Genomic DNA, 14,919 nt, shown 5'->3' on the forward strand with positions numbered 1-14,919 from the left:
ACTTATTCACCCAACGCTATTTTTTCCGGAGTCAGCGGCAGCGTACAAATACGGTGTCCCGTAGCTTGGTAAATGGCGTCGGCAATAGCGGGAGCAGGCGTATTGATTACCAGTTCGCCTATGGACTTAGCGCCGAAGGGACCGCTGCTTTCATAGCTGCAGGCAAAGTCCACATGAATGTGCCCGATATCCTCGCGGCAGGGTATTTTATACTGCATCAAAGAATTTTCGCAGACGCGGCCCTCAGGGCTGTAAGTAACATTTTCCATCAGCGTCATACCGATGCCCTGCAAAATGCCGCCCTCCGTCTGCACCCGCGCCAGATGCGGATTGATAGGCGTACCGCAGTCCACGGAGGCATAATAATTGACGACTTCCGTCTCACCGGTCAAAAGGTCTGTTTCCATTTCGGCTACGCCGGCCATAAACGGCGGCGGCGACAGCACGCTGTTCATCTGTACCGTTTCCTCCAGCGCAATATCGTTATCGCACTGGGAAGCCGTAGCTATATCCACGAGGGAAATAGACTTGCCGTCAGACGCGTTGCGCACCAGCCTGCCGTCGAAAACCACGTCCTCCGCAGCGCAGCCCAGCTTTTTAGCTCCCAAAGCGCAGATTTTCTCCCGCAGCTTATGGGCGCAGGCATAAACGGCGTTGCCTGTAATGTAAGTCGTACTGGAGGCATAAGAGCCGGAATCGTAAGGAGACGCATCCGTATCCGCGCCGAAAACCGCAATATCGTCCATGGAGCAGTCCAATGCCTCTGCGGCCATCTGCGCCAGAATCGTATCGCAGCCCGTGCCCATATCTGCCGCGCCAATGAGCAGCGTGTAGCTGCCGTCGTCGTTCAGCTTAATCGTAGCGCCGCCCACGTCGCAATAAGGAATGGACGATCCCTGCATAGCGATAGCCACGCCCATGGAGCGCACCTTGCCGTTGGGCAGCACGCGCTTCGGGAATTTTTCATCCCAGCCGCTCATCTCGCGTACCTGCGCCAGGCATTTATCCAGGGCGCAGCTGGTATTGGGCGCGCCGTAATACGCGGGCATCATATCGCCCTCGCGAGTAATATTCATCTCGCGCAGGGTAATGGGGTCTATGTGCAGCTTATGAGCCAGCTCGTTGACCGCCGTTTCCACAGCAAAGATGCCCTGGGGCGCGCCGTAGCCGCGGTACGCTCCGGCAGCCTGCAAATTGGTATAAACCACATCGTAGGCAAAACGGAACGCCTCCGTGCGGTACAGGGGAATGGATTTATGTCCTGACAAGCCTACCGTGGTGGGGCCATGCTCGCCGTAAGCGCCCGTATTGGAAAGCGTGTAAAGGTCGATAGCACGAATCTTACCTTCTTTAGTCGCGCCCAAACGCACCCTGACCTCCATTTCATGGCGGGGGCTGGCCGCAATATGGCATTCCTCGCGGGAATAAATCATTTTCGAAGGTTTCTTTAAACGCCAGGTAACGAATGCCGGGTACAGCTCGCTGACGCAGCTCTGTTTAGCGCCGAAGCCACCGCCGATGCGGGGCTTGGTCACGCGCACCTTAGTTTTAGGCAGATGCAGAGCGTTGGCGATAATGCGCCGCGCATGGAAAACAATCTGCGTGGAGCTGACCACATGCAAGCGTCCATAGGTATCGATAGTACAAAAGGTAGTAAAGGGCTCCATCATATCCTGCTGCACGGCCTTCACGCGGCAGGTACGGTCGATAATAACGTCGCACTCCGCCAGCACGGCGTCCACATCGCCGTCGCCGCAAACTTCGTGAGCGCATAAATTGCGTTTATTATCCGCTCCTACCGGCGCCAGGGATTCCCAGGTCGCCTCAGGATGCACCAAGACCGGGTTATCCAACGCGGTATGGAAGTCAAGTACGGCGTCCAGCACCTGATACTTTACTTTCAAAAGCGACAACGCCTTATCCACCGCCTTTTCCGTTCTACCGGCAACGATGGCCACCACGTCGCCCACAAAGCGCACATGGCGATCCAGCAGCAAACGGTCGTAGGGACTGGGCTCCGGATAGGTCTGGCCGGCATAGGTGCAGCGCCGTCCCTCCTGGTCCACATCCTCATAAGTAAAAACAGCTTCGATATCCGGCACCTTGGACGCGGCTGCCTTATTGATGCTTTCGATAATAGCGTTGGCGTGGGGCGAACGCAGCACCTTAACGATCAGGCAGTCCTTAGGCGCAAGATCGTCGGTGTATACCGGCTGACCGGTTACCAGCTGCATAGCGTCCTTTTTACGATAAGACTGATTAACTATCTTCATGCCTTACACCTCCTCCGCCTGCGCCTTTTTCCAGTCGATAAAGGCCTGGATGCCGCGCAGCTGGCCTTCATAGCCTGAACAGCGGCACAAATTCCCGGCCAGATATTCCTTAATTTCCGCTTCCGTCGGGTCGGGATTATCCCGCAGCAGCGCCAAAGCGTTCATAATCATGCCGGGATTGCAGAAGCCGCACTGCTCCGCTCCCTGGTCGGCAATGAACGCGCCAAACTCCGCCGCCTCCTGCTGCAGGCCCTCCATAGTCACTACCTTATGCCCGTCGGCTCTGGCAGCCAAAACCGAGCAGGACAGCACCGGCAGATCGTCTAAAAAAACCGTACACAAGCCGCAGTTGCTGGTATCGCAGCCGCGCTTAACGCTGTAGCAGCCCTCGCTGCGGACAAAATCCAGCAGCATCGTATCCGCCTCAACAGAGCGGGTAATTTTTTTACCGTTTAAAGTCAGCGTAATCTCCATCAGTCGTTACCTCCCAAGGCTAAAACCGTGCGCCTAGCTAATACGCGAATCAAATGCGTGCGGTAAGCAGCGCTGCCACGCGGATTGCTGGAGGTGGGCAGCTGAGCGGCGGCATAATCGGCCAGAGCCCGCGCCTTTTCCTCCGTAATCGGCAGCGTAGCAAGCCCCTGCGTATCCTTGAGCAGCGCAGCCCTGGCCGGACGTGCGCCCACTGCCAGCTGCACGCCTGCGTCGGTCAGCGCCGCCGCGCATGTCAGCACGGGAAAATCAGTTTTGGATATCCGCACTGACTGATAGCAGCACTTCAGCCTTTGCTTAGGAATAATCACATACGTCAGAATATCGCGGTCATATTTCATATTTACAAAATCGCTCAGCGGAATCGCGCCCGCCTTATACAGCTCCACGCTGGCGTCCAAAGCCAGCAAAATAGTCAGCACGTCGCTGAAGCCGAAGCGGCCGAACACGCTGCCGCCCACCGTAGCCAGATTGCGGAACTGCACGCCCACGATATGGCGCAACGCTTCCTTCATCGCGCCGCCGGTGTAAGCGGCCAAGCCCGCGTGCAGCTCCAGCTGCCGCAGCGTTACCATAGCGCCGATACGAAATTCCGTATCGCTTTCTTCTATTTTATCAAGCCCCAAAGCGGATAAGTCGATAAGCGTCGCCACATTGCCCTTGCTTAAACGCATCCACATCATACCGCCCATAACGCGGTTAGGACGCTTTTGATTCAGCTGCCACGCCTCCTCCAGCGTCGCCGCTTTTTTGAATTCACGAACTGTCAGCATAAAAAATCCTCCTGAAAAATACTTACAATCATGTCTAATTTATCACCTTGTCAACTAATATTTCTATCATAGTTACTATTTTCCTTCAGAATATTTACTTGATTCTTTATCCATCAATACGGTATTGTGTCCCCAAGGAATTTGTGCAACAGCATGTTGCACAAATTGGTAATTCTTGTAAGTAGAAGCAAATTTTGCCATATACTTTAAATTTCTTACGGAAAATCCTTTTTTATCTGGAAACTCCAAACGAATATCTCGCGCCAAATTCTCTATGAACTTATTGCCCCAAACCTTATGGTCATTAATAACGCAACCAATATCATAATATAGCAACAGCAGTTCAGCATTTGTACGAACTATCGCTCTATACTGCGCCTTCTGTATCTCTTTTTTGATATTATCCACGACAGAGATATACTCTGTTGAATTCATCAACATTCTCGATACTACCTCGCTCTCAACATTTTACAAAAATACTAATCTTATCAATTCTCTTTTCTCTCATTATCTGCTCTTTAAATTACTACTACATTTTATCATAAGCCGCGCGCTTTTAAAAGGATTTTGCTCCCGACGGCTAGAATAATAACTATATCTTTTATTGGGCAAGGCTGGTACTGCGCGGCCTTGACAGGTGTTTATGATGAAAAAAAATACGCTCTATCCCATCGGCTGCATTATCATGGCGTCGGGCAACGCTCTGCGCTTCGGCAGCAATAAGCTGCTGACAAGCTTTAACGGCCAGCCCCTTATCCAGCATATCCTCGATATTACAGGCGGCCTGTTTATTAAGCGCGTCGTCGTTACCCGTTACGACAAAATTGCCCAAATCTGCCAGCGGCAGGCCATCCCCTATATTCTGCACAACAAGCCCTATCTCAACGATACCATTCGTTTAGGCATGGCTTATCTGGAGCCGCAGAACCCGCTCGGCTATCTGTTCTGCACCAGCGACCAGCCCTTTTTGCAGCAGGACAGCCTGCGCCAATTATGCGCCAGCTTTCTATCTGCGCCCTACGCCATCGAACGGCTGGCCTACGGCAGCTCGCCTGGCAACCCCATGCTCTTTCCCCAGGACTTGGCCGAAGAATTAAAGTCGCTGCCCCAGGACAAGGGAGGCAGCGCCATAGCAAAAAAATATCCTGAACGAGTACGCCTGGTACAGGTTCAGGATAAGTATGAGCTTTTTGATATCGATACGGTGCGCGACCTGCGCCAGGGGCTTAATCTTGCGGCAGCAAGATATTCAGAACAATAGCCACAAGCGCCGCGGGCACAATGCCGGAGCCGCCGAAAATAAGCTTTACAGCTTCCGGCGCGCTGACTAAAATGCCGGGGTTAGCGCCCATGCCGTAGCCCACGCCTAAGGCGACGGCCACAATGGTCAGATTGCGCGGCGTCAATTTTTCCTTCGTAATCAGCAAAATACCGCTGACCACAATGCTGGAAAACATCATCACGGCAGCGCCGCCCAAAACGGATTGGGGCATAATGGATACGAGTGCGCCCAGCTTGGGAATCAAGCCGCACAGAATCAGAAAGACCGCGCCGGTTGCCAGCGCGAAGCGGTTGACAACCTTAGTCATAGCTACCAGGCCTACGTTCTGGCTGAAGGAGGTGTTGGGCAGCACGCCGAAAATCGCCGCAAAGCTGGAGCCCAGGCCGTCGCAGATAACGCCGCCTGATAATTCCTTATCGGTAGCTTCGCGGTTCAGGCCGCCCTCCATAACGCCGGAAATATCGCCGACGGTTTCTACCGCCGTAACGATAAACATAATCATTACGGGAACGATGGCGCGCATATCAAAAACGATATCCACGGGCATGAATTCCGGCACGGCGAACCAACCGGCGTTCGCCACCTTATCCCAGTTCAGCGCCCAGGATTTAGTATATTCCACGCCCTGAGCGGTTACGCCGGTAGTGGGCAGGAACAGCCCCATAAGTATAGCGGCGAAATAACCAGCAATGATGCCGAACAAAATGGACGAAGAGCTGAAAAAGCCCTTGGTGCCATGCTTAAATACCAAAATTACCACCAATACGAACAGGCCCAGCAGTAAATTTTCCGGCGAGCCGAAATCCTTGGCCTTAAAACCGCCGCCGAAGGAGCCAATGCCTACGGAAATCAGCGACAGGCCGATGGAAAGCACGACGGTACCGGTTACGACAGCCGGGAAAAAGCGCCGCAGCGGCTTCAGGAAAAAACCGAGAATGCCTTCAAAAATACCGCCTAAAATGGACGCGCCCATAATCGCCCCGTAGGCGGCAACGCCACTGCCCATAGTAGCGACAACGCTGCTGAACACGCCGATAAAGCCGGAGCTGGTACCCATAATAATGGGCACCTTGCCGCCGCAGGGGCCGATAGCGTACAGCTGTACCAGCGTCACAATGCCGGCGATAATCATAGCATTCTGCAGCAGGCTGATCTGCAGCTCGACAAAGGCGTTGTCCCCCATAATACCACAGGCGCCGCCGATAATCAAAAGCGGCGTCAGGTTGCCGACAAACATGGCCAGCACATGCTGCAGGCCTAAGGGAATAGCCTGACCTAAAGGCATCTTCCCTTCAAATTGATAGGCCGCCTTGGATAAATTAACATATTTTGCCATACAAACACCCCTCATTTGCTTTGGATACACATATTTTAACGCATAATGCCTCTTACTGTAAAGCTATTTAGTCAAGAACGTAAAATCTTTTACAGTAAGAGGCATCTTCTTTTCTTTATTTACCTTTAGCGGCGCGCACCTGAATCAGCTGCGCCGCAATGCTCACGGCAATCTCCGCCGGAGTTTCGCTGCCGATATCCAAACCTATGGGCGTCACAATACGCGCCAGCTGCGCTTCCGTATAGCCTTCGGCCAGCAGCGCCTCCCGCGCCAGGCGCGCTTTATTTTTGCTGCCCATAATACCGATGTAGCAGGCAGGAGTATTCAGCAAATAGCGCTCGCACTGCGCGTCGTACACGTGCCCACGCGTCATCACCACTGCGTAATCCCGCGCCTGCACATCGCAGGCCTGCGCTAAAGCGTCAAAGCTGACCTTCTGTACGCGCTCCGCCATAGGAAAAACCTCCGGGTCAGCAAATTCCGCCCTGTCGTCCAGCACGACGCAGCCAAATCCCAAACGCCCCAGTAAGGGAACCAGCTCCCGCGCCACATGCCCAGCGCCGAATACGTATACCAGGCCGTCGTAGCCATACTGCTCGGCGTAATAATCACCGCCGTCCAGCGTAATTTTACCGCGTCTGCCATCGAGCGGCAAAGCGTTTATAATTCGCAAGGAGCCTTTTCCTAACGGCAGCAGCAGCCACCATGGCCTATCGCCGGACGCAGCGCGCAAAACGGTATCGGCCAGCCGCAGGGTACTCTCCCCCGCCGCCAGATAGCAGAACTTCACACGGCAGCTGCCGCCGCAGGCCATACCGGCAGCAGGCGACAAATCGTATGCCTGCTCAAAGCTTTCCGCCTGCCCGCTCTGCAAACGCTGCTGCGCCTGCTTTACGGCAGCATATTCCATAGCGCCGCCGCCGATAGTGCCGTAAACCAGGCCGCCTGCGTCCACCAGCATATATGCGCCGCCGCTGCGCGGCGTCGAGCCCTCGCTTTCAATAAGCGCCGCCAGATAGCAGGCTTTATTTTCTACGGCGGCCTTTTTTATAGCTTGAAACAAATTTTTCATATGGCCTCCATCGCCGCGCTACTCATGGCTGCGGGCGTAAGCGGACACCAGCTCCAGCACCGAACCGGCAATACAGCGCGCCTTGTCGGAAATAGTAAAGCAGTTGGCCAGCTCCTCACGCCGTGGGTCGATATCGGCGATTTTAAAGCCCTCCGTCACAGGATAGCCATCGCGAATCATGCCGCGGATAACGCCGCTCAGCGTCGCTAAAACTGGCGTCACCCTGCCGTCAGCGCCGGTAATTTCCGCAATCAGCTGCTCCTTTTCCACCACCGCGCCGATATCCTGCACGATATGCAGCGAACCGGCGCAGGGCGCGTGCAGCACCCGCTCCTTAGTATAGCCGCCGATGTTGCCGGGCACGCCGCTGTTCGGCGCGGCACAGCCCTGCCGGATAATGCGGCCCAAATTGTGCCCGCGCTTGGTTTCCACCACCGCGTCCACGTCAAGCCCTGCCGCAAAGCCGGGGCCCAGCGCTATGGTCAGCGCCGCCGTATCCTTGCGCGTACCTAAATTGCGCTTGGCGATGATGGCGTCGATTAAAATATCCGGCGCAAAGGCATCCACGCAGCGGGCTTCCTCATCCACCAGCACCGGCACCGCGCCCTTATCCCAAACCGCAGCGGCCTCGTCCAAATTACGGATAAGCACGCCCGTCATATTCTCGACAACCGCTTGCCCCTGATAAACGGCCTCGCACAGCGCTACCTGCCGCCTGATAGCCGCCGGGTAACGGCATTCCAGCACCAAGGGCGCAAAACCGGCGCTCCATAAACGGTGAATAACGCCGGTCGCTAGGTCGCCGCCCCCGCGCACAATAATTTTCGGTTTACGCAATTTTTCCATATATACCTCACATTTCCGCTTCGCCTACGCGCTCCACTGCAAAGCTGTCCAGCTGCGCCAAAAGCGGCCCCGCTTCCTCAGCAGGCACGCGCCAGGCCAAACCGCAGCCCGCGCTGACGCTTTGCGGCGTAGGTATCAGCCGCCCCGGCAAATTCTGCTCTGCGCAGGCAGACTCCACCGCCAGCGCCGCTTCCGTAGTAGCGAAAGTTAAAATAATATACTTCCGTTTTTTTCTCATGTTTCTGCCAGCTCCCGCAAAGCCTTTACCGCCTCATCCACTTCCGCTAAGGTGTTGTAGGGGCCGAAGCTGAAGCGCACGGCGCCCTGACGCTCCGTACCCAGGGCTTTATGCAGCAGCGGCGCACAGTGAGCGCCTGCGCGGGTGCAGATGCCGTACTGCTCCCACAAGGCGTCGCTGACTGCGCCTGCATCCTCGTCGCCTAAATTAAGACTAACAATGCCCACACGCGCGCTATCTTCGCGATAATCGCCGTACAATTTAATATTGGGGATATCGCGCACGCCTTCTATAAAACGTCGCGCCAATTGCAGCTCATGGCAATGCACAGCCGCAGGCTCTAAAGCGGCGTTATCCTTACGCGCCAGCAAAGCGGCGTGCAGCCCCGCGATCCCCTGCACGTTAGGCGTGCCGGCCTCCAAAGCCGTAGGCATTTGCTGCGGATGCACGGTCGCAAAACTCTGCACGCCGCTGCCGCCCACAACGAGCGGCGCAACTTTCAGCCCAGGCCGCACGTACAAGCCGCCCGTCCCCGTCGGCCCCAGGAGGCCCTTATGCCCCGTAAAGCACAAGACGTTGACGCCCAGCTTTTGCACGTCTATAGGCAAACACCCGGCGGTCTGCGCCGCATCCACAATAAGCAGCAAGCCGTTGGCCTGTGTAAAAGCGCCGACGCGCGCTAAATCGACGACGTTGCCCGTCACGTTAGAAGCGTGAGCCAAAACAACGGCTTTAGTATCTTTTCGCAAACTGCGCTCCAACTCGTCGTAATCGATACGCCCGCAGGCGTCGCATTCCAGCCGCGTCACCTGCAAGCCCCGCTGCTCCAGCGCGTACAAGGGCCGCAGCACCGAATTATGCTCGCACACTGTCGTAATCGCATGGTCGCCCGGCTGCAGCAGGCCGAAAATAACCGTGTTCAACGCTTGCGTAGCATTATACGCGAAGGCAATGCGCTCCGCACCGGGCGCATTGAACAGCTCCGCAAGCAGCTGCCGGGCAGCATGCAGCCTGCGCGCCGCCTGCAAGGCAGGCTCATAAGCGCCCCGTCCGGGGTTGCCCAAAACGCCCATAGCCTCCATAACGGCGGCAGCTACCTGCGGCGGCTTTTGCAGGCTGGTCGCCGCATTATCAAAATACAGCACTTGCCATACCTCCCCGCTCTCTGCTTAGGGCTTGATTACGCTGCTGGCCTGCAGCATTTTTTCGCAAATCACGTACATATTAGTCACGCCGCCCACCTGCAGCTTATCGGCAATACCGTAATGGTTCAGGCAGGTGCCGCAGGTCAAAATCTCTACGCCCTGCGCCTCCAAAGAACGCAAATCCTCCAACGCAGGCGAAGCTTCGCAGGTCAAATGCGCGCCGCCATTATAGAACAAAATCGTCTGCGGCAGCACGTCCTGCTGCGTCAAAGCGAAGATAAAGCCCTTCATCAGCAGCTTGCCCAAAACAGGGTCGCCCTCGCCCATGGTTTCGCTGCTGATAACGACTACCTTGCCGCTACGCGCGTCCATGCGGCACTCCTCAACCTGCGGCGCGCTTTCTTCCACTGCCGCCGCGTCGCCGACAGTCAGCAGCACCTGGAACTTCCCTTCTTCCAACTTGGCGCTGTTCACGCCGTAACCCTTTTGCTGTGCCATCTTCGTCAAATTCTGCACGGCGATTTCGTTATCCACCCACACCTCAACCTGGCCTGCGCCCTGCAATTCTTTAATCGCGTTTTTCGTTTTTACTACCGGAATCGGGCATGCGTCGCCCATAGCGTTTACTAACATGGTGTTGCCTCCTTGTGGAATATTCTAATAAGCTAAACTCTACGAGTCAAATTTTTTACTTTATCTTTTAGCTCGTCACTAAAGCCGTCCAAATCTACAACGGTAATAGCTCCGTCATTTACTAGAACCGCAATATCATAAACCATACTGCTCCTTCTTAAATCAATCAGTACTCCAGGATGCCTTTTATCTTTTTTTATTCGCGCATTTAATTCCCAAAATTTTTCAGACGCTGCTTTTTCATGAGCATTCAATAATTGAATATATTCTTGCAGGAGCCGCCCCATATAAGCTTCTTGCCAACCACCTATGCGCTTTCTGAACAACTTCCAATCACTTTCTAAACAATCCCTATACATAAGCCATTATCTCCTCTCGATAAAATACTTTTTCCGATGAGCGAATATCCCGGATACGTTCCAGCAACTCCTTAAAATATCCGTCTCCGCCCAAATTTTTCAAGCGTTCGTCTTATCTGCCATTAAACAGTCCTCCCGTTTATTCCAAAATTACCTAACTATTATCTCATGCGTCCCCTGCTTCTCCGTCAGTTCGCCGATAACGGCGGCTGGCAAGCCCCGCCGCTGCAGTTCGACGACCAGCGTGCTCGCCGCCTCCGGGCTAACTGCCGCCAAAAGGCCGCCGCTGGTCTGCGGGTCGAACAAAACCTCCTCCAGGGCGAAGGGTACGCCCTCAAAGCGCACGTTAGCACCCACATAATTGCGGTTGCGCTGCGCCGCTGCCGTCAGCAAAAATTCGTCGGCATAAGACAGCGCTTCGTCGAAAACAGGTATGCTACCTTGCTCCAGCACGCAGCCCAAGCGCCCGTCCAGCATTTCGTGCAAATGCCCCAACAGGCCGAACCCCGTAACGTCGGTGCAGGCGTGTACTGGGTATTGCGCCAAAATTTCCGCAGCGTATTTATTCAGCGTCGTCATCGAAGCGATAGCCTGCTCCATGGCCGCAGCCGAAGCCGCTCCCACCTTATTGGCGCAGCAAATCAAGCCCACGCCTAATTTTTTCGTCAACACTAATTTATCGCCCGCGCGCCCGGTATTATTTTGGTACATCTTGCGCGGGTCGACAACGCCCGTCACGCTCAGGCCGTATTTAACGTCGCTATCGGCAATGGAATGCCCGCCTGCCAGATTACCTCCGGCCTCGTGCACCTTTTCCGCGCCGCCGCGCATAATCTCTCCTAAAATATTCAAATCCATACTTTCGGGAAAGCAGACGATATTCAGAGCCGTTTTCACCGTACCGCCCATGGCGTAAATGTCGCTCAAGGCGTTGGTCGCCGCAATCTGCCCGAAGATATACGGATCTTCCACCATCGGCGGGAAGAAATCCAGCGTTTGTACAAAAGCGATATCGTCCGATAATTTATAAACGGCGGCGTCGTCGTGGCTGTCGTAGCCCACCAGCAGAGCATCATCCGCAGGCCCTTTGGGCAAGCGTTCCAGCACGCGGCTCAAAATTCCCGCGCCCAGCTTGGCGGTGCAGCCGCCGCCCTTGCAAAATAATTTAGATTCCGTTTGCATCGTCACACCCCGTTTCCCTGCCTCGCAGCCAGATACGTTCCGGCGGCATCCCCGCCGCCAGCAGCAGTTCCCGCACGCGTTGCGCCTGCGCCGCGTCCGCCGCGTCGCATTTATTGAGCGCCACATAATAACCGCGTTCGCCCACCGCCTTGCGCGTCCCCTGCTCGCTCAGCAAAAGAGCAGCCAAACGCCGCTCGTCCAGCAGCACGTTGCAGCCGGACGCGAATAGCTCGCTCCCCAGCTGCCAACGCAAACACGCTTCCTCCAGCGTGCGTCCCAAAGCGTCCAGACCCGCCACACCGATAACGATATCGCATTGCGGAAGCAAAACCGGCTCGTGCGCGGCCGGTAACTTGCACGGCATATGCCTTGCGCCGTCGGCTTCGATTAAAATTATCTCGGCGCAGGCTAAAAGCGCCGCCCAAAAATTTTCCTGCGGCGCGACCAGCTTACCGCTGCCGGCTTCTTCCTCGCCGACAACCGCGTAACGCCCCTGCCGCCACAAAGCGCGGACCTGCTCCATATCTGCGGCGTAATTTGCCGCGGGCCGCCAAATATGCGTCGTCGTTGTCGCCGCCGTCCGCTTACCCCGCGCGGCGAAAAAATCCGCCAGCTCGTACATGATCGTCGTTTTGCCGCCGCCGCCGACTAAAGAAATAATATGTTTTTTTCCGTCGCGTAAAAAACCCCAGGGACAATCCCGCATACAGCGCCGCCTTTCCCGTATCTTTATCCATACATCCTAGTCGCTATCCTGGTCGCTCATCTTGGTCGGCGAAGCGACTAAGTTAATTTTCTTCCTTTTACTTCGTCAAGAATATCTAAAACTCTCTTGCCATCGAAAATAATGTCACTAGCTCCCATCGCAAATTACAAATCTTCCGTTCTAAACGTATTATAGCCTTCAAAATGGTAACTGATATCGACGCCTTTCATATAGACCTGCCGGTTAAAAATATCCTCTGTCAAAGCAAGACGCAAAATATGCTTGATTTCGATATCACGAATCGGACTGCGCTCCATAGCCAGAAGATAATCTTCTTTATCCACCAAACGCCAATCGATACATTGCCCCAATTCTTTTTTCAGCATGTCGTCCAGCCAGATGCGCATACTGCGCCCATTGCCTTCGCGAAAAGGATGGACGATATTCATCTCCACATATTTTTCCACGACGGCATCGAAAGTGCTTTGCGGCATTTGATCCACATTTTTCAGAGCCTCCTGCAAATACAGTAAAGGCGCAAAGCGAAAATTTCCCTTAGCCAGATTCACCTTGCGTATTTGCCCGGCAAAAGCGTACACGTCCTGAAAAAGATGCCCGTGAATGAACGCTAAAGTTTTAAAACTTCCCGCCGTGAAAGGCTGCAAAAGATTTTTTTCAAACAGTTCTAGCGCCCGCATTTTGCTAAGGCGTTCCTCCGCCCTAGCTAGCTCCGACGCATCCGTTAAGCCTAATTTATTTTCTATCGTCATAATAAAATTTCACTCGTTTCTCAATAATCGTCGGCGACGCCGACTTATAGTTACTCTTATTGTACAATGTCCGCCGTCTTTATTCAACAGCGGGCAAAAAGTAACCCGGCTTCAAAAGTAAGCCGGGTTGAAAAATTATGCGTAAAGCTTATTGGTTTTTAGATACGTAGGCGATAACCTCATCGGTCAAATCCACGCCGCCCAAAACCATAACGTCTGCTTGCACTACGTTAGTAATGCCATGGGTCTTAGCGACGGCGCTGATGGCTTTGCGAATCTCATTACGGATAGGATTAATCAAAGCTTCTTCCCTTTTGCCAACCTGTTGGGAAAGCTTTTCGCCCAAGTCGCGTTTGCCTTTATCGTCCAGGCTCGGAGCCTTTTCGTTAAATTCGTTCTGCGCTTTCTGGCGTTCCAAATCGAGCGCGCTCATAGCGGACTGAAAGCTGGGATGGCTGCGGAACACGCGGTCCACATTGACGCAGCCCAAATCGTTTTCAGCGGCGAACGCAGAAGCCATGCAGCCCAAAGCCAGCACTAGGGTCATGATTAAAGTCAATACATATTTTTTCATTAAGAAAATACCTCTCTTCGTCAAATAATAGTACAAAATATACCGTACTTTATCTATCTTATCCTATTTTGCGAAAAAAAGCAAATTATACTTTATCATAATTCGATACTTTTCACACGCTCAATAGCCGCCTTAGCTTCGGCAATGAGGCGTTCCATAACCTCCTGGCAGGGAAGCACGTCGTTCAGCACGTTCAGGCTCTGCCCGCACATCACCGTGCCGTTGACAGTGTCGCCCTCCAAAATACCCTTGCGGTTAGTGCCGGTGCCCATAGCCATCAGCTCCTCCTTGGGCGCTCCGGCAATTTCCTTAGCCGTATAAGCGTCGGTAAAAGCGTTAGCCAGGCAGCGCACGCCTAAATTGCGGCTGTAGCCGGTAGCCACGCTGTCCGTATCCGTAGCCTTAACGATGGCCTCTTTAGCCGCCGGGTGTGCCGGGCATTCGGTAGTCAGCAGGAAGCGGCTGCCCATCTGCACGCCGTCGGCGCCCATCAGCAGCGCCGCAGCCAGTGCGCGGCCGTCGCTAATGCCGCCGGCCACCAAAACAGGTACGCTGGTAACATTGGGCAGAACATTTTCCATCAGCGCCATAGTGGTCTGCTTGCCGATATGGCCGCCGGCCTCCATGCCCTCGATAACCATAGCGTCGGCTCCGGCAGCTTCAATGCGCTTAGCCAGCTTAACATTGGGAACAACGGGAATAACCTTAATGTCTGCTTCATGGAATTTAGCGATATGAGGCACCGGATTGCCTGCGCCCAAGGTAACGAAAGCCACCTTTTCCTCGCACAGCATATCGATAATCTCGCCAATATTAGGCGCCATCAGCATGACGTTAACGCCAAAGGGCTTGTCGGTCAGAGTCTTAGCCTTGCGAACCTCCTCGCGGGTCCATTCGGTAGTACGACCGCCGCTGCCGATAATGCCAGCGCCGCCTGCGTTAGAAACTGCCGCCGCCAGAACGGCGTCGCTGGTCCATGCCATACCGCCCTGGATAACGGGATATTTAATACCTAATAATTGCGTGATTCTTGTTTTCATAATACAAAGCACCTCTTTCTCACAGCCTACCAAAAGCACAGCGCTGCATGAAATTATTTATCGCTCTTATTATATCCTAACTTTCCCCGCCTGATAGTGAAATATTTGGAAAATCTGCGCAGAATGTAATTATTGTAACTAAACTGCGGCGCTGTTTGTCAGAAGCTGCGCTAAGCGGGCATTTTCCACGCATAATAT

Annotated in this window: 17 protein-coding genes and 1 pseudogene; 1 reads left to right on the forward strand and 17 read right to left on the reverse strand. The window is 54.2% G+C overall.

What is annotated here, in order from left to right; genetic code table 11:
• Positions 1–2: 2 nt before the first annotated feature.
• The 4 genes from Q4E64_RS06910 to Q4E64_RS06925 form a co-directional block, all read right to left on the reverse strand.
• Entirely contained in the window at positions 3–2,273 is a 2,271-nt protein-coding gene (locus tag Q4E64_RS06910) for a xanthine dehydrogenase family protein molybdopterin-binding subunit (RefSeq protein ID WP_303167035.1), read from the reverse strand.
• 3 nt (positions 2,274–2,276) lie between these two features.
• The gene (locus tag Q4E64_RS06915) at positions 2,277–2,747 is read right to left on the reverse strand and encodes a (2Fe-2S)-binding protein (RefSeq protein WP_303167036.1); all 471 of its coding nucleotides are present in this window, start codon (positions 2,745–2,747) and stop codon (positions 2,277–2,279) included.
• Positions 2,747–3,538, reverse strand: a complete 792-nt coding sequence (locus Q4E64_RS06920; protein WP_303167037.1) for a xanthine dehydrogenase family protein subunit M — start codon at positions 3,536–3,538, stop codon at positions 2,747–2,749. Before Q4E64_RS06920 ends, Q4E64_RS06915 begins: the two co-directional genes overlap by 1 nt.
• A gap of 75 nt (positions 3,539–3,613) precedes the next feature.
• Positions 3,614–3,979 (reverse strand): DUF1016 N-terminal domain-containing protein, encoded by a 366-nt coding sequence (locus Q4E64_RS06925; RefSeq protein WP_303167038.1) that lies wholly within the window; start codon positions 3,977–3,979, stop codon positions 3,614–3,616.
• A gap of 202 nt (positions 3,980–4,181) precedes the next feature.
• Between Q4E64_RS06925 and Q4E64_RS06930 the strand changes: the two genes are divergently transcribed.
• Positions 4,182–4,799, forward strand: a complete 618-nt coding sequence (locus Q4E64_RS06930; protein ID WP_303167039.1) for a nucleotidyltransferase family protein — start codon at positions 4,182–4,184, stop codon at positions 4,797–4,799.
• Here the strand turns inward: Q4E64_RS06930 and Q4E64_RS06935 are convergent.
• From Q4E64_RS06935 to Q4E64_RS06995, 13 genes and pseudogenes are all read right to left on the reverse strand, one after another.
• Positions 4,765–6,156, reverse strand: coding sequence for a uracil-xanthine permease family protein (locus Q4E64_RS06935; RefSeq protein WP_303167040.1), 1,392 nt, complete (start codon positions 6,154–6,156; stop codon positions 4,765–4,767). The two genes, Q4E64_RS06930 and Q4E64_RS06935, sit on opposite strands and share 35 nt — an antisense overlap.
• A gap of 115 nt (positions 6,157–6,271) precedes the next feature.
• Positions 6,272–7,228, reverse strand: a complete 957-nt coding sequence (locus tag Q4E64_RS06940) for an XdhC family protein (RefSeq protein ID WP_303167041.1) — start codon at positions 7,226–7,228, stop codon at positions 6,272–6,274.
• An 18-nt stretch (positions 7,229–7,246) separates the two neighbouring features.
• Positions 7,247–8,074 carry a selenium-dependent molybdenum cofactor biosynthesis protein YqeB gene (yqeB, locus tag Q4E64_RS06945; RefSeq protein WP_303167042.1) on the reverse strand — a complete coding sequence of 276 codons (828 nt, stop codon included), beginning with the start codon at positions 8,072–8,074 and terminating at the stop codon, positions 7,247–7,249.
• A 7-nt stretch (positions 8,075–8,081) separates the two neighbouring features.
• Positions 8,082–8,312, reverse strand: coding sequence for a DUF3343 domain-containing protein (locus tag Q4E64_RS06950; protein WP_303167043.1), 231 nt, complete (start codon positions 8,310–8,312; stop codon positions 8,082–8,084).
• Positions 8,309–9,457, reverse strand: a complete 1,149-nt coding sequence (locus tag Q4E64_RS06955) for an aminotransferase class V-fold PLP-dependent enzyme (RefSeq protein ID WP_303167044.1) — start codon at positions 9,455–9,457, stop codon at positions 8,309–8,311. The genes Q4E64_RS06950 and Q4E64_RS06955 overlap by 4 nt, the downstream gene beginning before the upstream one ends.
• Positions 9,458–9,481: 24 nt before the next feature.
• A complete protein-coding gene (gene yedF, locus Q4E64_RS06960) occupies positions 9,482–10,090 on the reverse strand; it encodes a sulfurtransferase-like selenium metabolism protein YedF (protein ID WP_303167046.1) in 609 nt (202 codons plus the stop codon).
• 32 nt (positions 10,091–10,122) lie between these two features.
• The gene (locus Q4E64_RS06965) at positions 10,123–10,449 is read right to left on the reverse strand and encodes a hypothetical protein (RefSeq protein ID WP_303167048.1); all 327 of its coding nucleotides are present in this window, start codon (positions 10,447–10,449) and stop codon (positions 10,123–10,125) included.
• A gap of 13 nt (positions 10,450–10,462) precedes the next feature.
• Positions 10,463–10,561: pseudogene (rhuM, locus tag Q4E64_RS06970) on the reverse strand (RhuM family protein); the annotation flags it as partial.
• Between the two features lie 38 nt (positions 10,562–10,599).
• The gene (gene selD / locus Q4E64_RS06975; protein WP_303167051.1) at positions 10,600–11,631 is read right to left on the reverse strand and encodes a selenide, water dikinase SelD; all 1,032 of its coding nucleotides are present in this window, start codon (positions 11,629–11,631) and stop codon (positions 10,600–10,602) included.
• Positions 11,615–12,337, reverse strand: a complete 723-nt coding sequence (gene yqeC / locus Q4E64_RS06980; RefSeq protein WP_303167052.1) for a selenium cofactor biosynthesis protein YqeC — start codon at positions 12,335–12,337, stop codon at positions 11,615–11,617. The genes selD and yqeC overlap by 17 nt, the downstream gene beginning before the upstream one ends.
• A 164-nt stretch (positions 12,338–12,501) precedes the next feature.
• On the reverse strand, positions 12,502–13,107 hold the full coding sequence (fic, locus tag Q4E64_RS06985; RefSeq protein WP_303167054.1) for a protein adenylyltransferase Fic: 606 nt from the start codon (positions 13,105–13,107) through the stop codon (positions 12,502–12,504).
• A 148-nt stretch (positions 13,108–13,255) separates the two neighbouring features.
• Positions 13,256–13,681, reverse strand: coding sequence for an OmpH family outer membrane protein (locus tag Q4E64_RS06990; protein WP_303167056.1), 426 nt, complete (start codon positions 13,679–13,681; stop codon positions 13,256–13,258).
• 95 nt (positions 13,682–13,776) lie between these two features.
• Positions 13,777–14,721 (reverse strand): nitronate monooxygenase, encoded by a 945-nt coding sequence (locus Q4E64_RS06995; RefSeq protein ID WP_303167057.1) that lies wholly within the window; start codon positions 14,719–14,721, stop codon positions 13,777–13,779.
• Positions 14,722–14,919: the final 198 nt, after the last annotated feature.

The organism is Phascolarctobacterium sp. (assembly GCF_030531065.1).
GTDB lineage: Bacteria > Bacillota > Negativicutes > Acidaminococcales > Acidaminococcaceae > Phascolarctobacterium_A.

Excerpts from the sequence above, each read along its gene's own strand:
- Q4E64_RS06910 (WP_303167035.1), bottom strand. The coding sequence starts at position 2,273 with ATGAAGATAGTTAATCAGTCTTATCGTAAAAAGGACGCTATGCAGCTG.
- Q4E64_RS06915 (WP_303167036.1), bottom strand. The coding sequence starts at position 2,747 with ATGGAGATTACGCTGACTTTAAACGGTAAAAAAATTACCCGCTCTGTT.
- Q4E64_RS06920 (WP_303167037.1), bottom strand. The coding sequence starts at position 3,538 with ATGCTGACAGTTCGTGAATTCAAAAAAGCGGCGACGCTGGAGGAGGCG.
- Q4E64_RS06925 (WP_303167038.1), bottom strand. The coding sequence starts at position 3,979 with ATGTTGATGAATTCAACAGAGTATATCTCTGTCGTGGATAATATCAAA.
- Q4E64_RS06930 (WP_303167039.1), top strand. The coding sequence starts at position 4,182 with ATGATGAAAAAAAATACGCTCTATCCCATCGGCTGCATTATCATGGCG.
- Q4E64_RS06935 (WP_303167040.1), bottom strand. The coding sequence starts at position 6,156 with ATGGCAAAATATGTTAATTTATCCAAGGCGGCCTATCAATTTGAAGGG.
- Q4E64_RS06940 (WP_303167041.1), bottom strand. The coding sequence starts at position 7,228 with ATGAAAAATTTGTTTCAAGCTATAAAAAAGGCCGCCGTAGAAAATAAA.
- yqeB (WP_303167042.1), bottom strand. The coding sequence starts at position 8,074 with ATGGAAAAATTGCGTAAACCGAAAATTATTGTGCGCGGGGGCGGCGAC.
- Q4E64_RS06950 (WP_303167043.1), bottom strand. The coding sequence starts at position 8,312 with ATGAGAAAAAAACGGAAGTATATTATTTTAACTTTCGCTACTACGGAA.
- yedF (WP_303167046.1), bottom strand. The coding sequence starts at position 10,090 with ATGTTAGTAAACGCTATGGGCGACGCATGCCCGATTCCGGTAGTAAAA.
- Q4E64_RS06965 (WP_303167048.1), bottom strand. The coding sequence starts at position 10,449 with ATGTATAGGGATTGTTTAGAAAGTGATTGGAAGTTGTTCAGAAAGCGC.
- selD (WP_303167051.1), bottom strand. The coding sequence starts at position 11,631 with ATGCAAACGGAATCTAAATTATTTTGCAAGGGCGGCGGCTGCACCGCC.
- yqeC (WP_303167052.1), bottom strand. The coding sequence starts at position 12,337 with ATGCGGGATTGTCCCTGGGGTTTTTTACGCGACGGAAAAAAACATATT.
- fic (WP_303167054.1), bottom strand. The coding sequence starts at position 13,107 with ATGACGATAGAAAATAAATTAGGCTTAACGGATGCGTCGGAGCTAGCT.
- Q4E64_RS06990 (WP_303167056.1), bottom strand. The coding sequence starts at position 13,681 with ATGAAAAAATATGTATTGACTTTAATCATGACCCTAGTGCTGGCTTTG.
- Q4E64_RS06995 (WP_303167057.1), bottom strand. The coding sequence starts at position 14,721 with ATGAAAACAAGAATCACGCAATTATTAGGTATTAAATATCCCGTTATC.